Raw genomic sequence first — 20,887 nt, 5'->3', positions numbered from 1 at the left:
TTCCTCTATTGCTTCTGCCCCGTCCGGTGTCAGGCCCATTTGGGCCCAGGCGCCGCTGGCGGGGCTCCAGCATGCCTACGGCGAAATATGATGGTTCTTGGCGTCAAGAACAAGACCATGACCGGATGTTATGTTTCGTGAAACATCGGAAGCGCGATTTATCGGCTTTCAGGGCGGCAACATGAACGAGATTTAACCAAATCCGGGTCGCGGAAAGCCTTGCGGGTCAGAGATTGCGCAGCACCGGGGCTGCCTTGTGTCCCAGCACCCGCCAGGTGCCGGCAAGGCCAATGCCGACCGTGATCACCAGTGCAAAGGCGATTGTGGCCACCGCTACATCGGGCATGAAATGCGATGGCAGCGTCATGATGCGGGCAACAACGAACCAAGCCGCGATTCCCCCCGCCGCCAGCGCAAAGATTGCGGTGGCGAGCCCGATCAGCATGTATTCCAGCGAGAAGGCGGCGATCAGCGTCCTCCTGGTCGCGCCCAGCGTCTTCAGCACCACCGCGTCATGGATGCGGGCCCGGTTGCCTGCGGCGAGCGCGCCGGCCAGCACCAGCACCGAGGCAAACAGCGCCACGCCGGCCGCGGCCCTGATCGCCGTGCCGAGCTGCGCCACCAGCCGGTTGACGATGTCGAGCGCGTCCTTGACCCTGACCGTCGTCACTGCGGGGAAGGCGCGGGTGACGGCGTTGAGCAGGCGGGCATCGTCCGCCGCCGACGCACTCTTCTCGGTCAGCGTCGCCAGCCAGCCATGCGGCGCGCCGGCGAATGTGTTGGGCGAGAACACCATGACGAAGTTGATGCCCATCGTCTCCCACTCGACCTGACGGAAATTGGCGATCTTCGCCGTCACATTGCGTCCCAGAACATTGACGGTGATGGTGTCGCCCAGCTTCAGCCCGATCTCGCTGCCTTCCTCGGCCGAGAACGAAACCAGCGGCTCGCCGGCATAATTGTCCGGCCACCACGTGCCTTCGGTGAGCGTCGCGTTTTCGGGCAGGTTCGCGTCATAGGTCAGGCCGCGATCGCCGCGCAGCACCCAGGCGCCTTCCGGCGGGACCTTGACCTTGTCGACATCGACGCCGTTCAGCGCCATCACCCGGCCGCGCAACATCGGCACCTTGACCAGCGTTGCCGCCGGGGCCTGCGTGCCGATCAGCGTCGAGAAGGCGTCGACATCGCTGTTCTGGATATCGACGAAGAAGAAGTTCGGCGCCCGCTCCGGCAGGCTGCCGGAGATCTGCCGCCTGAGGTTGCCGTCGATCAACGCCAGCGTCACCAGCAACGTCAGCCCAAGGCCCAGCGACAGCACCACCGACAGCGTCAAGGCGCCGGGCCGATGGATGTTGCCGATGGCAAGCCTGAGCGCCGTTGAACCGACACGCGGGCTCTTTTTGGCGACCCATTGCACCAGCGTGCCGACGATGCGCAGCACCAGGAAGGCAAAAACGGTGGCGCCGACGAAGATCGAGGCGATGCGGCGGTCGCCGGAAAACAGAATGGCCAGCGCCGCCAGAAGCAGTGCGATGCCGACTGCCGCCCCGACATAGAGCGGGCGAGGGACGCCGCGGCCCTCGAACCCCATTTCGCGAAACAGCGCGGTTGCCGGCACGTCGCGGGCGCGGCCGAGCGGCAGCAGCGCGAAGGCCAGCGTCACCAGCAGGCCGAACAGCGCCGCCATGGCGAGCGCTCCGGGATAGAACCCGCCTTCCGCCGGCACCGGAATGACCTGATGCAGGGCGGCACTCGCGGCGAACGGCATCAGCGCGCCGAGGATGAGGCCTAGCACGATGCCGAGACCGGCGATCATCAGGATCTGCACGAGATAGACAGTAAAGACGAAGCCGCCGGAAGCGCCCAGGCTCTTGAAGGTGGCGATGACGCCACGCTTGCCGTCGAGATAGGCTCGCACCGCATTGGCCACACCGACGCCGCCGACCACCAGCGCCGTCAACCCGACCAGCGTCAGGAACTGCGAGAACCGCTCGATGTTGGACGACAGCGCAGGCGCTGCATTGCTGCGCGTGCGGATCGACCAGCCGGCCTCCGGAAAGTCCTTTGCGGCCTGATCCTGGATAGCCTTGATCCGCGCTTCGCCGCTATTGGCGGGCAGCCGGATCTTGTAGGCATTTTCGACCAGGCTGCCCGGCTGGATCAGGCCGGAGGCGGCAAGCCCCTCCATCGAGACCATCAGCCGCGGCGCGAAGCCAAAACCATCCGACACCGCGTCAGGCTCGGTGACCAGCCTGGCGCGCAGTTCGAAGGTGGCGTTGCCGAGCTTCAGCCGGTCGCCAACCTTGACGTTCAGCCGCTCGAACAAAAGGTCGGGCGCGGCGGCGCCGAAAACGCCGGATTTTTCACCGAACAGATCCTGTCCTGGCAGTGCCTGCTCGGTCTCCAGCGCGCCAAAGAGCGGATAGGCACGGTCCACCGCCTTGGCCTCGACCAGCGCCTGGTCGGAGCCGTCTTCGAGCCGCGCCATCGAACGCATGTTGGCGCTGCGCGACACCGTGCCCAGCCCATCGAGGAAGGCGGACTCGGCTTGCGTGGCATTGCGCTGGTTGATCTGGAACCGGAGATCGCCGCCGAGCAGCGTCTGGCCCTGGTTGGCAACGCCGGCGGTAATGGCCTGCGCCACCGAATTGACGCCGCCGATCGCGGCGACGCCAAGCGCAATGCAGGCGAGGAAGATCAGGAAACCGGACAGCCCGCCGCGCATTTCGCGCAACGAGAACCGGAACGCGAGCTTCAGCGTGCGCGAAAGCGGCATCAGGCCGGCACCTTTGCCGGTTTTTGTGCATCCTCGATACGTCCCGACCGCATCGAAACCTGCCGCGAGCAGCGTGCGGCCAGCGCCGGGTCATGAGTGACCAGCACCAGCGTCATGCCGCGCTCGGCCGCCTTGGCGAACAGAAGGTCGGCGACCTGCCGCCCCGTCGCCTGGTCGAGGTTGCCGGTCGGCTCGTCGGCGATCAGGATGCGCGGCGAAGGCGCCAGCGCCCTGGCGATCGCCACGCGCTGCTGTTCGCCACCAGACAGTTCGCCGGGATAGTGGGTGACGCGATCGCTCAAACCGACCGACGCCAGCTCGCGCGCGGCCACCCCGAACGGATCGGCATGACCGGCCAGTTCCAGCGGCACCGCGACATTTTCGAGCGCGGTCATATTGGGAATGAGATGGAAGGACTGGAAGACGATGCCGATGTTTCGCCCCCGAAACGAAGCGATCTGGTCTTCACTTTTGCCGTTGAGCGATTCTCCTGCGATTCGGACCGTGCCCGAATCGACCCTTTCCAGCCCTGCCAAAACCATCAGCAGCGTCGACTTGCCCGAGCCCGACGGCCCGACGATCCCGGTCGCCTCTCCATCAGCCACATCGAGGCTGACGCTTTTCAGCACGTGGACGGAAGACGCGCCTTCGCCGAGTGTCAGCGATACGTCTTTCAGCGCGATGACGGCTTCTGTCAAAATGAAATCGTCCTATATGGCAGGTGAAGGCTAGAGCATCGGACCCAAAAGTGGGAACCGGTTTTGGATTCGATGCTCGACAAAGATAGAATTCGCCTTCGACAAAAGAATTTCCTTGGTCATATGGGGCATGCCGCATGGCTTTCAAACACACTCTTGCCGCAGCCTTCATCCTTTTCCTCGCGATCAGCAGCGCCATTTCGTCGGCGCGGGCCGAGACCTTCAGGATCGTCGGCTTCGGCGACAGCCTGATGGCGGGCTTTGGTCTCGGGCCTGGCGAAGGCTTTACCGACAAACTGCAGGCTGCGCTTCGCGCCAGGGGTCACGATGTGACGGTCGCCAATGCCGGTGTCTCCGGCGACACGTCGAGCGGCGGCCTGTCGCGGCTCGACTGGTCGGTGCCGGATGGCACGCAACTCGTCATCCTCGAGCTCGGCGCCAACGACATGCTGCGCGGAGTTTCGCCCGAGATCACGCAAAAGAACCTGGACGACATGCTGGCGAAGCTGAAGCAGCGCAAGATTGCCGTGTTGCTGGCCGGGATGCGCGCCGCCCCTAATCTCGGCGCCGAATACCAGACCGCCTTCGACACCATCTATCCAAAACTGGCCGAAAAATACGGCGTGCCGCTCTATCCGTTCTTTCTCGACGGCGTTGCAGGCCAGTCCGGCCTGCAACTGGAGGACGGTCTGCACCCGAATGCCGGGGGTGTCGACCGCATGGTCGAACGCATCCTGCCGACCGTCGAAAAGGCCATTGCGGCAGCAGACGGCGGCGCCTGAAGGCAATCCTTCTCTGCCGCACTGCATTCCGTTGGGGAAACTCTTGGGCCTGCGACCAACAAACCACTTGCCCAGTTTCAATATCGATGATTCGCTAGGGGTATAGTTCGATTCGAGGAAGGGAGGCTCTCCATGCCGCGTCTTTTCACCGCCCTCGAAATACCGCGTGACGCCGCACTGTCGCTGTCCCTGCTACGGGGCGGCCTGCCCGGAGCCCGCTGGATCGACGTCGAGAACTACCATATGACGCTGCGCTTCATCGGCGATGTCGAGGGCCATGTCGCCGACGAGATCGCCAACGCGCTTGACCGGGTCCATCGCCCCTCCTTCTCGCTGACCCTCTCCGGTGTCGGCGCCTTCGGTCAGAAAAAGCCGCATGCGGTGTGGGCGGGCGTTTCCGCCTCGCCCGATCTTTCCGCCCTGCAGGGCGAAATCGACCGTATCTGCCAGCGGCTCGGCATTGCTGCCGACCCGCGCAAGTTCACGCCGCATGTGACGCTGGCACGTTTGCGCAATTCGAGCCCGCTCGACGTCGCCCAGTATCTTTCGGCACGCGGCAATTTTTCGACGCTGCCCTTCCGCGTCGGCCGCTTCGTCCTGATGTCGTCGCGCGATTCGGTCGGCGGCGGCCCCTACATCGTCGAAGAGGCCTGGCCGCTGTCGGGCGCCGACAGCCGCGCCTCGAGCCGCGTCGCCAGCACCTCAGACGCATCGCGGATCATGCGATAGACCGAGGCGAACACCTCCGGTCCGTCATAGTAGGGATCCGGCACCTCGCGTGCCTTTCCCTGGGCGAATTCGAGGAACAGATGCACCCGGCCGCGCATGGCGGCCGGCGCCATCGCCTTGAGATCTTGGACATTCGACCGGTCCATGCCGAGGATCAGGTCGAAACGGGAAAAATCCTCTGGCGTGATCTTGCGCGCTGTCTGCCCGGAAATGTCGATACCGTGGCGCGCAGCAATCGCGATGGAGCGTGGATCAGGAGGGGAACCGACCTCCCAGCCGCTGGTTGCGGCTGAATCTATCAGAATGTTCTGACCTTGCCCGCGTTCGTTGAGAACGGCGCGGAACACACCCTCCGCCAATGGCGAGCGGCAGATATTGCCGAGACAGACGAAGAGAATGGATTTTATGGGCTTTGCGCTCATCGATCCGGCGCTATGGTGGAGGTCATAATTCGAGATAGCACAGGAAGCTGACATGACGAGAGAGAAACTGGGCAAGGAAGCGATCGCCGAGGCGCTGGCCGGGCTCGATGGCTGGTCATTGGCAAAGGATGGCGGTTCCATCAAGCGCAGCTTCGTCTTCAAGAACTTCTCCGAGGCCTTCGCCTTCATGACCCGCGTGGCTTTGGCGGCGGAGAAAATGGACCATCATCCCGACTGGTCGAACGTCTACAAGGCGGTGGACGTCACGCTGAACACCCATGACGCCGGCGGCGTGACCGCGCTCGACATCGAGCTGGCGAAGAAGATGAACCGCTATTTCGGCGGCTGAAATTCGTCGGCATCTTGTAGCGGGGTTCGGGTTTCACCACATTTTCTCTCGCAGTCGCGCGTGAACGATACGCAGGCGGTTGCGAGGAGAGACTGATGGCGCAAGAATCCGGTTTTGATTTCTTCGGCTTTGGCGGCAAACTGGGCGACGAGAGCGAAGTGCGCGAGAAATTCTGGCGCACGGCGAAGAAGGCCGCACGGCAGATCCCGTTCATGGAAGAGGTGGTCGCCGGCTACTACTGCGCCATGGACAAGAAGACACCATTGCGCGCCAAGGGCATATTGCTGGCGGCGCTCGGTTATTTCGTGCTGCCGGTCGACGTCATCCCCGACTTTGTCCTGGGGCTTGGCTTCACCGACGATCTCGCCGTGCTGACCGCTGCCATCACCGCCGTCAGCGCCCACATCACACCCGCGCACCGGCTGGCCGCCAGGAAGGCAATTGCCGACAAGAGCTGAGCCGACGCCGGGTCAAAGGCGGCAGTTTGAAAAGTCAAACTCTTGCCGCTTTCGTGGCCTCCAAGTCGCGCCAGGGACGCCGTGTCTTGCTGCTTTTCGAGCAGCGGCGCGGAAATGGCGGAGGTTTCCTGGGGTGAGGATCCTTTTCTTGAGGGAAATTCACCGTTTGGTAACCCAGATTAAATCAAAATGAAGCGACGGGCAGGACGCCAAGCCGGCCTGCCGCCGCACCATTTGGCATACGGGAAAAACGATGCGCGGATTGATTGCTACAATTTCGAGCCTGGTCCTGGTGGCCTTGACAGCGCCGGCGCTGGCGCAGTCGGCGACCAAGATCGGCCAGCACAATGCCTGGGGCACCTACAGCTACCAGGCCTCGGGCGGCAAGGTCTGCTACGTGCTGACCGTGCCGACCGACAAACAGCCGCCGACGCTCGACCATGGCGACATGTTCTTCTTCGTCAGCCAGCGGCCGGGACAGCAGGTGTCCTACGAGCCGCAATTCATCGCCGGCTACACTTTCCAGGAAGGGTCCAAGGCCACCGTTACCATCGACAAGAAGTCCTTCTCCATGTTCACGCGCGGCAAGTCGGCCTGGGTCGAGAACGCCGCCGAGGAGCCAGTGCTGATCGCCGCGATGAAGACCGGCACCGACATGAAAGTGTCTGCGAAATCCGGCCGCGGCAACACCACCACCTACGTCTTCTCGCTGAAGGGCATTTCGGCGGCGCTGTCGTCGATCGCAAAGTGCAAGTAGGCCAAATCGGGATTTGCCAAGCCGGGATTTGCCAAGCCGGGATTTGAATGAGAAGGCCGGGCCGCCAGGGTCCGGTCTTTTTGCTTTCCGGGGCTGGGCGGCGGATGGTGGCGAGGTCCTCTGCCGTCGCTCCGCATGACTCCGGCCTCAACCTGTGCTATGCGCCGCGCTTCCTTTCCGGCACGATGCTGAAATCGGCCGCAAACCGCTTATATCAGTGCAACCATGACCCTTTCATTCGATCTCACCACCGAGGGCGCCCGTGATGCGTTGCGCGCCCGCGCCACGCAGCCCGAAAAGCCGTCGCTGATCGGCCTGACGCGGGCCGAACTTGGTGCCGCGCTGGTCGCCGCCGGCATCGTGCCGGAGCGTCAGGCAAAAATGCGCGCCCAGCAGCTCTGGCACTGGATGTATGTGCGCGGCGTCTCCGATTTTGCCGGCATGTTCAACATCTCCAAGGATTTGCGCGCCGAACTGGACAAGCATTTCACCGTCGCCAGGCCCGAGATCGTCGAGGAGCAGATTTCCGCCGACGGCACGCGCAAATGGCTGTTCCGCTTTCCCCCGCGCGGCGCCGGCCGTCCCGTCGAGATCGAGACCGTCTACATTCCCGAGGAAGGCCGCGGTACGCTCTGCATCTCCTCGCAGGTCGGCTGCACGCTGACCTGCTCCTTCTGCCACACCGGCACCCAGAAGCTGGTGCGCAACCTGACAGCCGAGGAAATCCTCGCCCAGCTTTTGACCGCCCGCGACCGGCTCGGCGATTTCCCCGACCGCGATACGCCCGACGGCGCGATCGTGCCGGCCGAAGGCCGCAAGGTCTCCAACATCGTCATGATGGGCATGGGCGAGCCGCTGTACAATTTTGAAGCGGTGAAGAAGGCGCTGCTGATCGCGTCCGACGGCGATGGCCTGTCGCTGTCCAAGCGCCGCATCACGCTGTCGACCTCGGGCGTCGTGCCCGAGATCTTCCGCACCGGCGAGGAGATCGGTGTCATGCTGGCGATCTCGCTGCACGCGACCAATGACGATCTGCGCGACCTCTTGGTGCCGATCAACAAGAAGTATCCGCTGAAGGAGCTGATCGAGGCGTGCCGCGCCTATCCGGGCCTGTCGAACGCCAAGCGCATCACCTTCGAATATGTGATGCTGAAGGACGTCAACGATTCCATCGAGGACGCCAAGGGGCTGATCAAACTGCTCAGGGGTATTCCGGCCAAGATCAACCTGATCCCGTTCAACCCGTGGCCGGGCACCAACTACCAGTGCTCGGACTGGGAGACGATCGAGAAATTCGCCGACTACATCAACAATGCCGGCTATGCCTCGCCGATCCGCACCCCGCGCGGCCGTGATATTCTGGCCGCCTGTGGCCAGCTCAAGTCGGATTCCGAGCGCATGCGCAAGGTCGACCGGCTGGCGCTGGAAGCCATGATGATCGCGGGGCACGGCGAGGCGTGAGTCGTCTCGTCGCCTATCTCATCCGCTTCGCCGTCATCCTGATCGGCTACGTCGTCGCCTCGCTGGCGGCCAGCGCCTTCCTCAACATCATGTTTCTGGCTTCGCTCGGCTACGCGCCGGAGCATGCGCACCCGACGGCGACGGCTTCGCTGTACTTTTCAATTCCCTTCGTGGCGCTGTTCGTCGCCTATTTCGCCTTCATGCCGGCGGCGATCGTCATCATTGTCTCGGAAATCTTCAGCCGCCGCGACTGGCTGTTCTATGCGCTCGCCGGTGCAGTGGTGGCAGCGGTCTTCCTCGGCTTCGTCCACCAGACCGCGGATGCCAATTTCGACGTCACCGACACCAGCGCTGTGTTGGCGGTGGTCGGCTGCGGCATGGTCGGCGGCATTTTCTACTGGCTGAGCGCCGGGCGCTGGGCCGGAAGCTGGCGACCGGCAAGCGAGCCTATTTCGCCTGGGCCGTCAGGATCTTGAGCGCGAAGGCCGAAAACACCCCGGCGAACAAATAGTCGACCACCCGCGTCACCCGCGGGCTGGTCTTCATCGCCGCCGAGAATTTGTCCGCTGCCAACACGATCGGCGCCGTCACCGGGATCGACAGCACGATGAACATCACGCCAAGGAAGAACAGTTTTCCCGGCGCGTTCGGGTCATGCGCCGAGACGAATTGCGGCAGGAATGTCATGAAGAACAGGATGATCTTCGGGTTGAGCAGATTGACGCCGAGCCCCGCCACCCAACTGCGGAACAGCGAAATCTCGGGTCCGGTTTTCTTCTCAGGCGAAAAGGCCGATCCCTTGGTGATCGCTTGCCACGCCAGGAAAACCAGATAGCCGGCGCCGAAGATCTTGAGCACGAAAAAGGCCATCGGCGAGGCGACGATCAGCGCCGAGACCCCGACCACCACCAACATGGTGTGGATCAGCGTGCCGCACAGCGCACCCGCCATCGAGGCAAAGCCGGTGGCGCGGCCCTGGCTCAGCGTGCGTGAGACGAACAGCGTCATGTCAGGCCCCGGCGTGATCGCCAGAATGACGGTGGCGATGGCGAACTGGATCAGCGTGGCGGTGTCGGGAATGAAGGACATGGGGTGGCCCCGAGGGACGGAAATATGGCGCAGCCTATACCGCAACAGCCCTGTCCGTGCCAGCGACTGGCCGATACATCATCTGGTCCAGTGGCGCTGGAGCACCGTTCGTCCCTTGCGTTAGCCGGAAACGCCGTGATACCTCGCCCGCCGAGAACTCCTGTCGCGGAACCGCCAAATGTCCAAAGCAAAGAACGTCAAGAAGGTCGTGCTCGCCTATTCCGGCGGCCTCGACACCTCCATCATCCTGAAATGGCTGCAGACCGAACTCGGCGCCGAAGTCGTCACCTTCACCGCCGACCTCGGCCAGGGTGGCGAACTGGAGCCGGCACGGCGCAAGGCCGAGATGATGGGCATCAAGGACATCCGCGTCGTCGATGTGCGCGAGGAATTCGTTGCCGACTTCGTCTTTCCGATGTTCCGCGCCAATGCCGTCTATGAGGGCACCTATTTGCTCGGCACCTCGATCGCCCGGCCGCTGATCTCCAAGCATCTGGTCGAGATCGCCAGGGAAACCGGCGCCGATGCGATTGCCCATGGCGCCACCGGCAAGGGCAACGACCAGGTCCGCTTCGAGCTTTCGGCCTATGCGCTGAACCCCGACATCAAGGTTATCGCGCCCTGGCGCGACTGGTCGTTCAAATCGCGCACCGATTTGATCAACTTCGCCGAGCAGCACCAGATCCCGGTGCCGAAGGACAAGAAAGGCAACGCGCCGTTCTCGGTCGACGCCAACCTTCTGCATTCTTCCTCCGAGGGCAAGGTGCTGGAGGATCCGTGGGTGGAGCCGCCGGAGTTCGTCCACCAGCGCACCGTCTCGCCGATGGACGCCCCGGACAAAGTCACCGAGATCGAGATCGAATTCCTCAAGGGCGATCCGATTGCGCTCAACGGCAAGAAACTGTCACCGGCAACGATGCTGGCCGCACTCAACGATCTCGGCCGCGACAATGGCATCGGCCGGCTCGACCTGGTCGAGAACCGCTTCGTCGGCATGAAATCGCGCGGCGTCTACGAGACCCCCGGCGGCACCATCCTGATCGCCGCCCACCGCGCCATCGAATCGATCACGCTCGACCGCGGCGCCGCCCACCTCAAGGACGAGCTCATGCCGCGCTATGCCGAGCTGATCTACAACGGCTTCTGGTTCGCGCCCGAGCGGTTGATGCTGCAGGCGATGATCGACAAGAGCCAGGAAGATGTCGAAGGCACGGTGCGGCTCAAGCTCTACAAGGGCAACGTCATGGTCAACGGCCGCAAGTCGAAGAAGACGCTCTATTCCGATGCGCTGGTCACCTTCGAGGACGATCGCGGCGCTTACGACCAGAAGGATGCCGCCGGCTTCATCCGCCTCAACGCGCTGCGGCTGAGGACGCTGGCCGCACGCAACCGCAAGAAATAGGCACTCCGGCTACGCCGATGTACCGATGAAAAACCCGGCATCGCGCCGGGTTCTTGCTGTAAAAAGGCCCGGCGCATGGCCGGGCTTTCTGTCGAATAGACTAACGATTCCTATCAGTCGCCATCGATCGCCGTGGCGATGCGGGCGATGGCCTGTTGATAGACACTCGCGGAATTCCAGCCGGCAATTGCACCGATATTCGCCTCCGCGCTCGCACCCGCCTGCCAACCATGACCCTTGAGGAAGTTGGCGGTGGAAGCCAAGGCAGTGGCCTTGTCGCGCAGATTTCCGTTGCCGACGCCATACTTCAAGACATTTCCAGGCAGGAACTGCGTATGGCCAATCTCCCCATGCGCAGCGCCGACCGACGATGCGGTCAATGCTCCGCGGTCAACCAGCTTCAGGGCTGCAATGGCATGCGGGTAAAAGAACCCCGGGCGGCGGCAATCATAGGCAAGCGTTAGAATGGCAGAGACCGTATTCTGGTTGCCCAAGGAGGAACCGAAGCCGGTCTCCATGCCCCAGATGGCGAGCAACACACCCGGGGACACGCCGTAGTTCCGTTCGATCTTGTCGAACAGCGCCGCGTTCGACTTCTTCAGCGAACGGCCCTTGGAAATGATCGTGGCCGCGCCACGGCGCTTCATGAAAGCTTCCACCGAGCCGCTGAAAGCCTTGTGGATGGCGCGGTCGACGGAGATCGTCTTTGTTGCGTATTTGGCGCCAGCCAGGGCGGCCAGACCCTTCGGGCCTACGCCGTTGCCCTGGGCCTCCGCGGCAAACTCCTGCTTCCAAGCCTCGAAGCCGGCACTGTTCTTGCCACAGCTGGCCGCTTGCGCGCCCGTCCCCAGCGCAAGCACCGCCACCACCGCGGCGACGAAAATCTTTCCCTTGGCAAGAAATGCCATGCTTTTCTCCTGATTGCCTGAATTACGTCCCGGTGGCGAATTTGCCAGTGAAACACCCGATTGTCACTGTCTCCCGTCGCCGCGCTGGCGAATGCCGGGGAATTTGCCTACGATCAAGCGCTTATTGTGGCGGGGTGGGTACACATACACATGAATGACGTTGATGTCGTGATCATCGGCGCCGGTTCGGCGGGGCTTTCGGCCGCCAGAACCCTGCGCGCGGCCGGCCTTTCCTTCAAACTGCTGGAAGCCGTGGGCCGCGTCGGCGGTCGCGCCTGGACCAGCGACCAGCATTTCGGCGTGCCCTTCGATATCGGCTGCGCCTGGTTGCACGCGGCCGACCGCAATCCCTACTTTCCCGAGGCGCAAGCTGCCGGCTGGACGCTCCACCATCACGATATGAATGTCGATCATCTCTATTACCGCCAGCGCAAGGCAAGCGAGGCCGAAGAGGCCGACATGAAGGCGGCCGATGCGCGGCTGTTCGAACTGGTTGCGGGCCATCAGGCGAAGGAGGGAGACGACGATCGGCTCTCGGCGCTGCTCGCCAGGGGCCATGCGCCGCGCGCCGCCGCCACCTTCGCCGGACCGATGGATTTCGGCGCCGACGAGGACGAGATATCGATCCGCGACTTCCAGGCCGCCGCCGACCTCGACCCGAACTACTTCAGCAAGGAGGGCTTCGGCGCCCTGGTTGCCCGCTTCGGCGCCGATCTGCCGGTTGAGCTGTCGACGCCGGTCCGCAAGATCCTGTGGGATGTGCCTGGGGTCGCCTGCGTCACCGATCGCGGCACCATTCGCGCCAGGGCGGTCATCGTCACCGCCTCGCCGGCGGTGCTGGCCTTCGAGGAGATCGAGTTCTCGCCGGTTCTGCCCGACACGCATTTTGGCGCCTTCTTCGACCTGCCGATGGGCATGCTGACCAAGCTGCCGGTCGAAATCAGGGGAACAAGGCTGGGGTTGCAGCCCTTCGACGATCTGTTGATCGAGCGGCTGGCCAGGCACGACATCTATTTCCTCTGCTTTCCTTTCGACCTCGACCTGATGGTCGGCTTCGTCGGCGGCGATTTCGCCTGGGAGATGTCGGCGGCCGGCGAAGCGGCAGGCGTCGACTTCGTCGTCGACCGTCTCTGCGCCATTTTCGGCACCGACACGAGAAAGCATGTCGCACGCGCCATGATGACCAATTGGGGCGGCGAGCGCTTCGTGCGTGGCGCCTATGCGGCGGCCCGCCCGGGACGTTCGGAGGCCCGCGCCACGCTGATGCAGCCGGTGGCGGACAAGATCTACTTCGCCGGCGAGCATCTGGCTGGCCCGCTGATCCAGACCTGCGGCGGCGCAAGGTTGTCGGGTGAGAGCGTGGCGCGGCAGGTCGTTGCCCAGCTTGCGGCGAAATAGCATCGGCAGGATAGGGAACGCCGGCGGATCGCAAGGCGTTTGGGCAATACGCGGCCCCTTCCTATATCCCTATCCCGACGATTTGAGACTCAGATGAAGCTGTTCGACTGCCCACATTGCGGCCACCGCCTCTATTTCGAGAACGCCCAGTGCCTGAACTGCGCCAGCCTGGTGCTCTACGATCCCGAGCATGCGCGCTTTGCGCTGTCGGGCGTCGACGGCGTCTTCCAGTGCACCAATGCCGAAGAATGCGCCTGCAACTGGATGGCGGAGCCGGGTCAGGCCTTTTGCCGCGCCTGTGTGCTGAACCAGCTGATCCCCAATCTTTCCGTCGATGGCAACCGCCGTCGCTGGATCCGCGTCGAGGCGGCAAAGAAACGCGCCATCTATTCGCTACTCGCCTTTGGATTGCCGGTCGTGCCCAAGCAGAACCCGGGCGACGAGGTCGGCCTCGCCTTCGACTTCCTTGCCGATCCGATCGGCGGTGGTCCGGGTGGCGAGCGCATCCTGACCGGCCACGACAACGGCCTGATCACGCTCAACGTCGCCGAAGCTGATTCGGCCGAGCGCGAAAAGCGGCGGGTCGAGATGGGCGAGAATTATCGCACTTTGCTCGGTCATTTCCGCCACGAGCTCGGCCACTATTTCTGGGATCGCCTGATCCGCGACGACCCGCAGAGGCTTGTCGCCTTCCGCGCGCTGTTCGGCGACGACCGCGACGACTACGAGCAGGCGCTGACGACCTACTACGCCAACGGTGCCGCGCCAGATTGGCAGCAGGGCCACATCTCGGCCTATGCGACGTCCCATCCATGGGAGGACTGGGCCGAGACCTGGGCGCACCATCTGCACATCACCGACACGCTGGAGATGGTGCATGCGCTGAATTTTCCGCTCGGCCGGCTGGAGACCGTGGAAGACAATATTCTGCCGCTGGGCGACACCGGCGGCCGGTTGCAGGCGGCGCCGTCGGAACCTGCCGCCGCGCCCGAGCCCTTTGAAAATATTCTCGCCCGCTGGTTGGTGCTGTCGGAGGCGTCCAACTCGATCAACCGCTGCATGGGCCTGCCCGACCTCTACCCCTTCGTCATCTCGGACGTGACGGCGCAAAAACTCGCCTTCGTCCACGAGCTTTTGACCGACTTGCCGAAAGAAGCTGGAACAAATCGTGAGCCGGCAAGGGCATTTTAGCCGGAACGCATAAGGCTTGGCGTCGTTTTCGTTGGCGAGGGAGTACGAAAACGGAGAGAAAATCATGAAACGCATACTGTTTCCGGCCGTCGCCGGGGCGCTCGTTGCCATGTCGGGCGTTGCCTTGGCCGATACGGCCGTCAAGGCTGTTGCCGATCTTAACGTGCGCGCCGGCCCCGGTCCGCAATACCCGGTCATAGGCGTGCTGACTGCCGGCCAGTCGGCGACCCTCAATGGCTGCATCGAAAACAGCAAGTGGTGCACCATCGCCGAAGCCAACGGCCAGGGCTGGGTCTATTCCGACTATGTGACGGCCGATTTCGGTGGCAGTCAGGTCGTTCTGACACGCCGCCCGGCCGACGCCGGGATCACCGTCGTTACTGCACCCGAAGACGGCAACGATTATCCCGACACCTATACCGGGGCGATCATAGCCGCCGATCCCATGGATCCCATCGACAGGCCGCCAGCCGAAGTCCGCACCTATGTCGACACCAATCGGCTCGAACCTGTCTATCTCGACGGCGAGGTGGTTACGGGTGCAACCTTGCCCGACACCGTCGAGCTGCGCGAAATTCCGGACTATAACTACCGCTATGTCTATGTGAACGGTCAGCCGGCGCTGGTCGATCCGGAGACACGGCGCATCATGTACGTGGTGCGTTGATACCACCAACCCCAAGGGCGGCCGCTGCCGACAGATAGCGGCCGCTCATCCCTCACCGCTGGTTGGCCGCCGGCGTGAACCAAGCCACGCCGTGATGATTGCGCGGACGAGGTCGATCCCATAGATCATGCGAAGCACCTGCCGGGGACACCGCGTGATATCAGATCCGACCGCCTTCGAGCGCTACCGAAACACTCCCAACGACAAGACGACCCTGCCGCGACTGCTGCTCGGGGCGGCGATCGTCTGTCTGTTCTGGGTCGCAATAACCTTGGCCGTGCTGCTCGGCGGCACCTATGTCTTCATCATTTGGCAAGCCTCAATGGGAGGCGACCCGCTGGCAGGCGGGGCCGTGCAGAATTTTCTGGCCTCGCCGCCAGGGATTCTCACCGCGCTTGCCTCGTTCGGCGGCATCTGGCTCGGCCTGTTGGTTGCCATGCGCTGGATCCATCGCGAGCCCCTGTTGGCCTTGATCGGCACCAGCCGCCGCGTTTCGCGCGATGGCTTCGTGAAGGGTCTGGCCGCGGTGCTGATCACGTCGCTGTTGTCCGAGATCCTGCTCTATTGCCTGCAGCCCGAGATCGCGCGCGGTGCGATCAGCATGTCGTCATGGCTGCTGTTCCTGATCCCGATTGTTGCTTTGACCCTGCTGCAGATATCGTCCGAGGAAGCGCTTTTCCGCGGCTATCTCTTGCGGGGTCTCGCCAACCGGTTCAGCAGCCCCTTTGTCTGGGCCCTGCTGCCGGGACTGTTGTTCACCTCGATGCATTGGAGTTCGGCCTCGTCGGCCGCCATCAATGCTTGCGTGCTGGCCTCCATCGCCGCCTTCGCGTTGTTGCTGACGCTTCTGGTCTGCGTGACCGGCAACCTCGGCGCGGCCTTCGGCGCCCATCTCGGCAACAATTTGACCGGGTTCCTGCTGATCTCGCATCAGGAGAGCTACAATTCCTTTGCCCTGTTCAACGCCAAGCCGCTCGAAGGCGCCGGCTGGACGACATCGGATGCCGTCCTCATCGCCGTGATCGGCATCGTCTGCAGCCTGCTGACGATCGTGCTGCTGCTGCATCCGCGCTCGCCGCTGAAGGTCGAGGCGGATGTCTCCATCGCCGGCGGTCCAGGCTGATGCGCATCACGCTGGTGGCGAGCGGGGTGATCCCCAGCAAGGGCTATGGCGGCACCGAGCGTCAGGTCGACTGGCTGGCGAGCGAACTGGTCCGCCTCGGTCACCGCGTCGTGCTGGTCGCCCGCACCGGCTCGAGCCATCCGCTTTGCGAGGTGCGGCAGGCATCGACCGAAGCACAATGCCGGGCTGCCATTCCGGCGGACACCCACATCGTCCATTTCAACGGCTGGTATCTCGAGGTTCCCTACCCGACCCTCAACACCGAGCACGGCTATACCCCAAACGACCCCCGGACGCATCCGAACTGGAATTTCGTCAGCGCCAGCCACGCGCGCAACCACGGCAGGGAGACCTTCGTCTATAACGGCTTTCCGACGGATTCCTATCCGCTGGCCAGCCTGAAGAACGACCGCCTGCTGTTCCTCGCCGGCATCGCGCGCGCCGGCAAGAACCTCAATCGCGCCGTCGACCTCGCCAGGAAATTCGATTTTCCGCTCGATATCGCCGGTGGCTCGCGTTGGAAACTGCTGATGCGCAGCCAGGTCCGGCGCGACCGCGTCTTCTTCAGGAGTCTTGGACCGCGCTACCGCTTCCATGGCGTCGTCGGCGGCGACCAGAAGCTGCGCCTGCTGGGCGAGGCAAAGGCCTTCCTCAACCCGATCGCCTGGGAAGAGCCGTTCGGCATGGCGCCGGTCGAGGCCATGCTGTGCGGAACGCCGGTGCTGACCACCCCGCGCGGTGCCCTGCCCGAGATCGTCGACGGTGACACCGGGCTGTTCTTCGACACTGACGCCGAGTTCGCCGCCGCCCTCGGCGCGATCGCTGGCTTTTCGCCGCAACGCTGCCGGGACTCGGCCGCCGACCGGTTCCCGATCGCCCGCACCGCGAAGGGCTATCTCGATCTCTACGCGCGAATCCTCGACGGTGAAGCGCTGGCTTGAGCGGCCATATCCGGTCCTCGTCTTGACTCTGTGGCCGATTTCCTGTCTACACGCCGCGAAATCCGCGACGAGTATCCCTCCGAGCAAGCCGACCAGGACGCCGAAACCTCCCAGGAGGTGAAGTGCTGTAAATCGATCCTGGAGGCCAACACCCGGCAGCGCTGAGCGCCCCCGGGTGCTTTTTGGCTTTGCGCTTGCCCGGGCGTTGTTTGGACAAGCTCTTTTGTTTGGACACTTGGCGCGAACGCATTACCTCTCGGGCACCATCCGGGTGCCAGGGAAAGGAAAACGAATGTTTGAATCGCTACAGGAACGTCTTGGTTCGATCCTGAACGGCCTCACCGGCCGCGGCGCGCTGTCGGAGGCGGATGTCTCGGCGGCGCTGCGCGAGGTCCGCCGTGCGCTGCTCGAGGCCGACGTGGCGCTGGAAGTGGTGCGCTCCTTCACCGACAAGGTGCGCGAGAAGGCCATCGGCGCCGCCGTGGTGAAGTCGATCAAGCCCGGCCAGATGGTCGTCAAGATCGTCCATGACGAGCTGGTCGAAATGCTCGGCGCCGAAGGCGTCGCCATCGACCTCAATGCGCCAGCTCCGGTCGTCATCATGATGGTCGGCCTGCAGGGCTCCGGCAAGACGACGACCTCGGCCAAGATCGCCAAGCGTCTCACCGAGCGTCAGAACAAGAAGGTTCTGATGGCCTCGCTCGACACGCGGCGCCCCGCCGCGCAAGAGCAGCTCCGCCAGCTCGGCGAGCAGGTCAAGGTGGCGACGCTGCCGATCGTCGAGGGCCAGATACCGGTCGACATCGCGCGGCGCGCCGTGCAGGCGGCCAAGCTCGGCGGCCATGACGTCGTCATTCTCGACACCGCCGGCCGCACCCATATCGACGAGCCGCTGATGGTCGAGATGGCCGACATCAAGAAGGTGTCGTCGCCGCACGAGATCCTGCTGGTTGCCGATTCACTGACCGGCCAGGATGCCGTCAACCTGGCGAAAAGCTTCGACGAGCGTGTCGGCATCACCGGCCTTGTGCTGACCCGCATGGACGGCGACGGCCGCGGCGGTGCTGCCCTTTCCATGCGCGCCGTCACCGGCAAGCCGATCAAGCTGATCGGTACCGGCGAGAAAATGGATGGGCTGGAGGAATTCCACCCCAAGCGTATCGCCGACCGCATCCTCGGCATGGGCGATATTGTCTCGCTGGTCGAAAAGGCCGCCGAAAACATCGACGCCGAGCAGGCGGCGGCGATGGCCAAGAAGATGCAGTCGGGCAAGTTCGACCTCAACGACCTCGCCGGCCAGCTTCAGCAGATGTCGAAGATGGGCGGTATGGGCGGCATCATGGGCATGATGCCCGGCATGGGCAAGATGAAGGACCAGATGGCCGCCGCCGGTCTCGACGACAAGATGTTCGGCCGCCAGCTCGCCATCATCTCGTCGATGACCAAGGCCGAGCGCGCCAACCCGGACATGCTGAAACACTCGCGCAAGAAGCGCATCGCCGCCGGCTCCGGCACCGATGCGGCCGAGATCAACAAGCTGCTGAAAATGCACCGCGGCATGGCCGACATGATGAAGGCGATGGGCGGCAAGGGCAAAGGCGGTGGCCTCATGCGCGGCATGATGGGCGGGCTGGCCCAGAAGATGGGCATCGGCGGCATGATGCCCGGCATGGGCGGCCCAGGCGGCCTGGGTGGCGGCATGATGGGCGGCGGCATGCCCGACCTGTCGAAGATGGACCCCAAGCAGCTCGAAGCCTTGCAGAAGCAGGCGCAGGCGGCCGGTCTCGGCGGTATGAAGGGCCCACCCGGCGGTCTTCCCGGCGGCGGCCTGCCCGGATTGCCCGGCGGCATGAAGCTTCCCGGTGGACTGCCGGGCCTGGGCGGCGGCGGACTGCCCGGCCTCGGCAAGAAGAAGTGAGGGCGCCATGAACGAGGAAAAGGACATGGCCGACGCGCGCACCGTTCTGGCCGACTATCGCGCCTCGATCGACAACATCGACGCAGCACTCATCCACATGCTGGCCGAGCGCTTCCGCTGCACCAAGGCGGTTGGCGTGTTGAAGGCCGCGCATGGCCTGCCGCCGGCCGATCCGGCACGCGAGCAGCAGCAGATCGCCCGCCTTCGCCAGCTGGCGAAGGATGCCCATCTCGACCCGGATTTCGCGGAGAAATTCCTCAACTTCGTCGTCCGCGAAGTGATCAGACACCACGAACAGATCGCCGCTTCCAACGGCGTGACGAAAACCGGCTGAGACGGTGCATGTCGCCCAAAAATGCGCAGCGGTTTTGGGATTAACGACATGCACAAAAGCAAAGCCGTAGCCAACCAACGAAATCAGAGTTTTTAGGAGAAAAGAAATGCCGTTGAAGATCAGACTGGCCCGTGCGGGCTCGAAGAAGCGTCCTTACTACCACGTCGTCGTTGCCGACGCGCGTTCGCCGCGCGACGGCCGTTTCATTGAGTCGCTCGGCTCGTGGAACCCGCTGCTGCCCAAGGATGGCGAACGCGTCAAGGTCGATGCCGACCGCGTCAAGCATTGGCTGTCGCACGGCGCCCAGCCGACCGATCGCGTGCTGCGCTTCCTCGACGAAGCCGGCCTGGTCAAGCGTGAGGCTCGTTCCAACCCGAAGAAGGCCGAGCCGGGCAAGAAGGCGCAGGAACGCGCTGCCCTTTTGAAGAAGGCACAGGAAGACGCCGCCGCCGCTGTTGCCGCAGCAGCCGCTGCACCGGCCGAGGCGGAAGCCGCCACCGCCGAGTAATTCACTTTCATCGTCCTACGAAAACGGCGGGCCCAGGCCCGCCGTTTGCTGTATGTCGCCGATCAATAGCCCTGTGGGCAACGAGCGATGTATGTGCGACCGTAACGATCGCGATAGCGGCACTGGCCGGTTTCACTGGCGCGGCCGATGAGGGACCCTGCGACGGCACCAACGGCACCACCAACGACAGCCCCCTGTACCGGATCATTTGCCACGGCAGCGCCTATCGCCGCACCACCCAGGCCACCAACCGCGGCACCCTTTTCCGTCTGCGAACAGGCGCCGAGTGGTAGCAGCAGCGCCAGCAAAAGCATGGTTTTCTTCATCATCGTCGTTCCTCTCCAAAGGCAAACAGCTTACCCACCTTGGGATCGATAACGCACGAAAGCGAAATTTGATCCGTCAGGGAAATGACGAACCGATCGCCCTATTTTTCGGCAGCGTTTTTCAGATTGGCGAGTCCTACCTCGAAATCCTTGCCGACCAGCCTGTCGAAGTTCATGAACACGCCCATCAGCTTGGCGATGAACGGGTAGCGGCCGTGCATGGCCCACGACACGGCAGTGGCGTTGCCGCTCGGCGTCAGGATGAAGTCGACGGTGTTGTTGGCCTTGAACGGTTTCTCGAAGTCGAGCTTCAGCGCGATCAGCGAAGACGGCACCGAATTCGTGATTTCCATGCGGCCGATGCCGGCCTTGCCGCCGCTGTGCCAGGCATAGGCGGCGCCCTTGCCGCTATCGTTGCCAGAGAACGTGCGCTTCATTTCGGGGTCGAGTTTCTCGTAGGGCGACCACAGGCTCCAGCGCCTGAAATCGTTGATCATTGGAAAGATGGCTTCGGGTGATGCGTTGATGCTGGTCGCGCGGCTGACGGTGAAACTGTCCGGCCGTGTCGCGGCATAGATGAGCAAGGCGGCGATCAGCACAACCAGGATGACAAGAATGGTGGTGAGCATTTCCTTTTCCTTTTCGGTTGG

23 protein-coding genes are annotated in these 20,887 nt (G+C 63.5%); 16 read left to right on the top strand and 7 right to left on the bottom strand.

The features are described 5' to 3' along the window. Window positions 1–226 precede the first annotated feature (226 nt). Together LHFGNBLO_RS09160 and LHFGNBLO_RS09155 are read right to left on the bottom strand one after the other, a co-directional pair. Window positions 227–2,776, bottom strand: coding sequence for an ABC transporter permease (locus tag LHFGNBLO_RS09160; RefSeq protein WP_258606038.1), 2,550 nt, complete (start codon window positions 2,774–2,776; stop codon window positions 227–229). Further along, the gene (locus LHFGNBLO_RS09155; protein WP_258606036.1) at window positions 2,776–3,474 is read right to left on the bottom strand and encodes an ABC transporter ATP-binding protein; all 699 of its coding nucleotides are present in this window, start codon (window positions 3,472–3,474) and stop codon (window positions 2,776–2,778) included. Before LHFGNBLO_RS09155 ends, LHFGNBLO_RS09160 begins: the two co-directional genes overlap by 1 nt. Window positions 3,475–3,611: 137 nt before the next feature. Here LHFGNBLO_RS09155 and LHFGNBLO_RS09150 point away from each other — a divergent pair, with 137 nt between their 5' ends. Further along, entirely contained in the window at window positions 3,612–4,256 is a 645-nt protein-coding gene (locus tag LHFGNBLO_RS09150) for an arylesterase (protein ID WP_258606034.1), read from the top strand. A 132-nt stretch (window positions 4,257–4,388) separates the two neighbouring features. After that, the gene (gene thpR / locus LHFGNBLO_RS09145; RefSeq protein ID WP_258606033.1) at window positions 4,389–4,985 is read left to right on the top strand and encodes an RNA 2',3'-cyclic phosphodiesterase; all 597 of its coding nucleotides are present in this window, start codon (window positions 4,389–4,391) and stop codon (window positions 4,983–4,985) included. Here the strand turns inward: thpR and LHFGNBLO_RS09140 are convergent. After that, a complete protein-coding gene (locus LHFGNBLO_RS09140; RefSeq protein ID WP_258606031.1) occupies window positions 4,889–5,407 on the bottom strand; it encodes a low molecular weight protein-tyrosine-phosphatase in 519 nt (172 codons plus the stop codon). The genes thpR and LHFGNBLO_RS09140 overlap by 97 nt on opposite strands. Window positions 5,408–5,459: 52 nt before the next feature. Here LHFGNBLO_RS09140 and LHFGNBLO_RS09135 point away from each other — a divergent pair, with 52 nt between their 5' ends. The 5 genes from LHFGNBLO_RS09135 (at window position 5,460) to LHFGNBLO_RS09115 (ending at window position 8,908) form a co-directional block, all read left to right on the top strand. Beyond that, window positions 5,460–5,756 carry a 4a-hydroxytetrahydrobiopterin dehydratase gene (locus LHFGNBLO_RS09135; RefSeq protein WP_258606029.1) on the top strand — a complete coding sequence of 99 codons (297 nt, stop codon included), beginning with the start codon at window positions 5,460–5,462 and terminating at the stop codon, window positions 5,754–5,756. Between the two features lie 95 nt (window positions 5,757–5,851). After that, complete coding sequence (locus tag LHFGNBLO_RS09130) at window positions 5,852–6,214, top strand: YkvA family protein (RefSeq protein ID WP_258606028.1); 363 nt, start codon at window positions 5,852–5,854, stop codon at window positions 6,212–6,214. A gap of 253 nt (window positions 6,215–6,467) precedes the next feature. Further along, on the top strand, window positions 6,468–6,971 hold the full coding sequence (locus tag LHFGNBLO_RS09125; RefSeq protein WP_258606026.1) for an invasion associated locus B family protein: 504 nt from the start codon (window positions 6,468–6,470) through the stop codon (window positions 6,969–6,971). Window positions 6,972–7,196: 225 nt separating this feature from the next. Continuing rightward, window positions 7,197–8,432 carry a 23S rRNA (adenine(2503)-C(2))-methyltransferase RlmN gene (gene rlmN / locus LHFGNBLO_RS09120; RefSeq protein WP_258606025.1) on the top strand — a complete coding sequence of 412 codons (1,236 nt, stop codon included), beginning with the start codon at window positions 7,197–7,199 and terminating at the stop codon, window positions 8,430–8,432. Beyond that, entirely contained in the window at window positions 8,429–8,908 is a 480-nt protein-coding gene (locus LHFGNBLO_RS09115; RefSeq protein WP_258606024.1) for a hypothetical protein, read from the top strand. Before rlmN ends, LHFGNBLO_RS09115 begins: the two co-directional genes overlap by 4 nt. On the opposite strand, the gene LHFGNBLO_RS09110 is transcribed toward LHFGNBLO_RS09115, so the two are convergent. Beyond that, a complete protein-coding gene (locus LHFGNBLO_RS09110) occupies window positions 8,880–9,521 on the bottom strand; it encodes a LysE family translocator (protein ID WP_258606022.1) in 642 nt (213 codons plus the stop codon). The genes LHFGNBLO_RS09115 and LHFGNBLO_RS09110 overlap by 29 nt on opposite strands. 178 nt (window positions 9,522–9,699) lie before the next feature. On the opposite strand from LHFGNBLO_RS09110, the gene LHFGNBLO_RS09105 reads away from it, so the two are divergent. Beyond that, a complete protein-coding gene (locus LHFGNBLO_RS09105) occupies window positions 9,700–10,923 on the top strand; it encodes an argininosuccinate synthase (RefSeq protein WP_258606021.1) in 1,224 nt (407 codons plus the stop codon). 113 nt (window positions 10,924–11,036) lie between these two features. Here LHFGNBLO_RS09105 and LHFGNBLO_RS09100 read toward each other — a convergent pair whose 3' ends face one another. Next, on the bottom strand, window positions 11,037–11,831 hold the full coding sequence (locus LHFGNBLO_RS09100; RefSeq protein WP_258606020.1) for a lytic transglycosylase domain-containing protein: 795 nt from the start codon (window positions 11,829–11,831) through the stop codon (window positions 11,037–11,039). 150 nt (window positions 11,832–11,981) lie between these two features. Here LHFGNBLO_RS09100 and LHFGNBLO_RS09095 point away from each other — a divergent pair, with 150 nt between their 5' ends. The 8 genes from LHFGNBLO_RS09095 to rpsP all read left to right on the top strand — a co-directional run bounded on the left by LHFGNBLO_RS09095 (window position 11,982) and on the right by rpsP (window position 19,911). After that, complete coding sequence (locus LHFGNBLO_RS09095; RefSeq protein ID WP_258606019.1) at window positions 11,982–13,229, top strand: flavin monoamine oxidase family protein; 1,248 nt, start codon at window positions 11,982–11,984, stop codon at window positions 13,227–13,229. A 93-nt stretch (window positions 13,230–13,322) separates the two neighbouring features. Beyond that, window positions 13,323–14,420: a putative zinc-binding metallopeptidase gene (locus tag LHFGNBLO_RS09090; protein WP_258606018.1), complete on the top strand. Its 1,098-nt coding sequence runs from the start codon at window positions 13,323–13,325 to the stop codon at window positions 14,418–14,420. A 64-nt stretch (window positions 14,421–14,484) separates the two neighbouring features. Beyond that, a complete protein-coding gene (locus LHFGNBLO_RS09085) occupies window positions 14,485–15,087 on the top strand; it encodes a DUF1236 domain-containing protein (protein ID WP_258606017.1) in 603 nt (200 codons plus the stop codon). A 154-nt stretch (window positions 15,088–15,241) separates the two neighbouring features. Further along, window positions 15,242–16,210 (top strand): CPBP family intramembrane glutamic endopeptidase, encoded by a 969-nt coding sequence (locus LHFGNBLO_RS09080; RefSeq protein WP_258606016.1) that lies wholly within the window; start codon window positions 15,242–15,244, stop codon window positions 16,208–16,210. Further along, window positions 16,210–17,151: a glycosyltransferase gene (locus LHFGNBLO_RS09075; protein WP_258606015.1), complete on the top strand. Its 942-nt coding sequence runs from the start codon at window positions 16,210–16,212 to the stop codon at window positions 17,149–17,151. The genes LHFGNBLO_RS09080 and LHFGNBLO_RS09075 overlap by 1 nt, the downstream gene beginning before the upstream one ends. A gap of 292 nt (window positions 17,152–17,443) precedes the next feature. Further along, window positions 17,444–19,069 (top strand): signal recognition particle protein, encoded by a 1,626-nt coding sequence (gene ffh, locus LHFGNBLO_RS09070; RefSeq protein WP_258606013.1) that lies wholly within the window; start codon window positions 17,444–17,446, stop codon window positions 19,067–19,069. Between the two features lie 7 nt (window positions 19,070–19,076). Further along, entirely contained in the window at window positions 19,077–19,403 is a 327-nt protein-coding gene (locus tag LHFGNBLO_RS09065; protein ID WP_258606011.1) for a chorismate mutase, read from the top strand. 106 nt (window positions 19,404–19,509) lie between these two features. Next, complete coding sequence (rpsP, locus tag LHFGNBLO_RS09060) at window positions 19,510–19,911, top strand: 30S ribosomal protein S16 (RefSeq protein ID WP_258606009.1); 402 nt, start codon at window positions 19,510–19,512, stop codon at window positions 19,909–19,911. Between the two features lie 62 nt (window positions 19,912–19,973). Here the strand turns inward: rpsP and LHFGNBLO_RS09055 are convergent, their stop codons facing one another. Then, entirely contained in the window at window positions 19,974–20,237 is a 264-nt protein-coding gene (locus LHFGNBLO_RS09055) for a YMGG-like glycine zipper-containing protein (protein ID WP_258609660.1), read from the bottom strand. A gap of 101 nt (window positions 20,238–20,338) precedes the next feature. Continuing rightward, complete coding sequence (locus tag LHFGNBLO_RS09050) at window positions 20,339–20,866, bottom strand: SRPBCC family protein (RefSeq protein ID WP_258606008.1); 528 nt, start codon at window positions 20,864–20,866, stop codon at window positions 20,339–20,341. Between the last annotated feature and the right edge of the window lie 21 nt (window positions 20,867–20,887).

It is taken from the genome of Mesorhizobium sp. AR10, from assembly GCF_024746795.1.
GTDB lineage: Bacteria > Pseudomonadota > Alphaproteobacteria > Rhizobiales > Rhizobiaceae > Mesorhizobium.
This window is presented reverse-complemented; position numbering and strand designations above follow the sequence as displayed.

Bases quoted from the DNA above. Each gene is read 5' to 3' on its own strand.
- LHFGNBLO_RS09160 (WP_258606038.1), bottom strand. From the start codon at position 2,776: ATGCCGCTTTCGCGCACGCTGAAGCTCGCGTTCCGGTTCTCGTTGCGC.
- LHFGNBLO_RS09150 (WP_258606034.1), top strand. From the start codon at position 3,612: ATGGCTTTCAAACACACTCTTGCCGCAGCCTTCATCCTTTTCCTCGCG.
- thpR (WP_258606033.1), top strand. From the start codon at position 4,389: ATGCCGCGTCTTTTCACCGCCCTCGAAATACCGCGTGACGCCGCACTG.
- LHFGNBLO_RS09140 (WP_258606031.1), bottom strand. From the start codon at position 5,407: ATGAGCGCAAAGCCCATAAAATCCATTCTCTTCGTCTGTCTCGGCAAT.
- LHFGNBLO_RS09135 (WP_258606029.1), top strand. From the start codon at position 5,460: ATGACGAGAGAGAAACTGGGCAAGGAAGCGATCGCCGAGGCGCTGGCC.
- LHFGNBLO_RS09130 (WP_258606028.1), top strand. From the start codon at position 5,852: ATGGCGCAAGAATCCGGTTTTGATTTCTTCGGCTTTGGCGGCAAACTG.
- LHFGNBLO_RS09125 (WP_258606026.1), top strand. From the start codon at position 6,468: ATGCGCGGATTGATTGCTACAATTTCGAGCCTGGTCCTGGTGGCCTTG.
- rlmN (WP_258606025.1), top strand. From the start codon at position 7,197: ATGACCCTTTCATTCGATCTCACCACCGAGGGCGCCCGTGATGCGTTG.
- LHFGNBLO_RS09110 (WP_258606022.1), bottom strand. From the start codon at position 9,521: ATGTCCTTCATTCCCGACACCGCCACGCTGATCCAGTTCGCCATCGCC.
- LHFGNBLO_RS09105 (WP_258606021.1), top strand. From the start codon at position 9,700: ATGTCCAAAGCAAAGAACGTCAAGAAGGTCGTGCTCGCCTATTCCGGC.
- LHFGNBLO_RS09100 (WP_258606020.1), bottom strand. From the start codon at position 11,831: ATGGCATTTCTTGCCAAGGGAAAGATTTTCGTCGCCGCGGTGGTGGCG.
- LHFGNBLO_RS09095 (WP_258606019.1), top strand. From the start codon at position 11,982: ATGAATGACGTTGATGTCGTGATCATCGGCGCCGGTTCGGCGGGGCTT.
- LHFGNBLO_RS09090 (WP_258606018.1), top strand. From the start codon at position 13,323: ATGAAGCTGTTCGACTGCCCACATTGCGGCCACCGCCTCTATTTCGAG.
- LHFGNBLO_RS09085 (WP_258606017.1), top strand. From the start codon at position 14,485: ATGAAACGCATACTGTTTCCGGCCGTCGCCGGGGCGCTCGTTGCCATG.
- LHFGNBLO_RS09075 (WP_258606015.1), top strand. From the start codon at position 16,210: ATGCGCATCACGCTGGTGGCGAGCGGGGTGATCCCCAGCAAGGGCTAT.
- ffh (WP_258606013.1), top strand. From the start codon at position 17,444: ATGTTTGAATCGCTACAGGAACGTCTTGGTTCGATCCTGAACGGCCTC.
- LHFGNBLO_RS09065 (WP_258606011.1), top strand. From the start codon at position 19,077: ATGAACGAGGAAAAGGACATGGCCGACGCGCGCACCGTTCTGGCCGAC.
- rpsP (WP_258606009.1), top strand. From the start codon at position 19,510: ATGCCGTTGAAGATCAGACTGGCCCGTGCGGGCTCGAAGAAGCGTCCT.
- LHFGNBLO_RS09055 (WP_258609660.1), bottom strand. From the start codon at position 20,237: ATGAAGAAAACCATGCTTTTGCTGGCGCTGCTGCTACCACTCGGCGCC.
- LHFGNBLO_RS09050 (WP_258606008.1), bottom strand. From the start codon at position 20,866: ATGCTCACCACCATTCTTGTCATCCTGGTTGTGCTGATCGCCGCCTTG.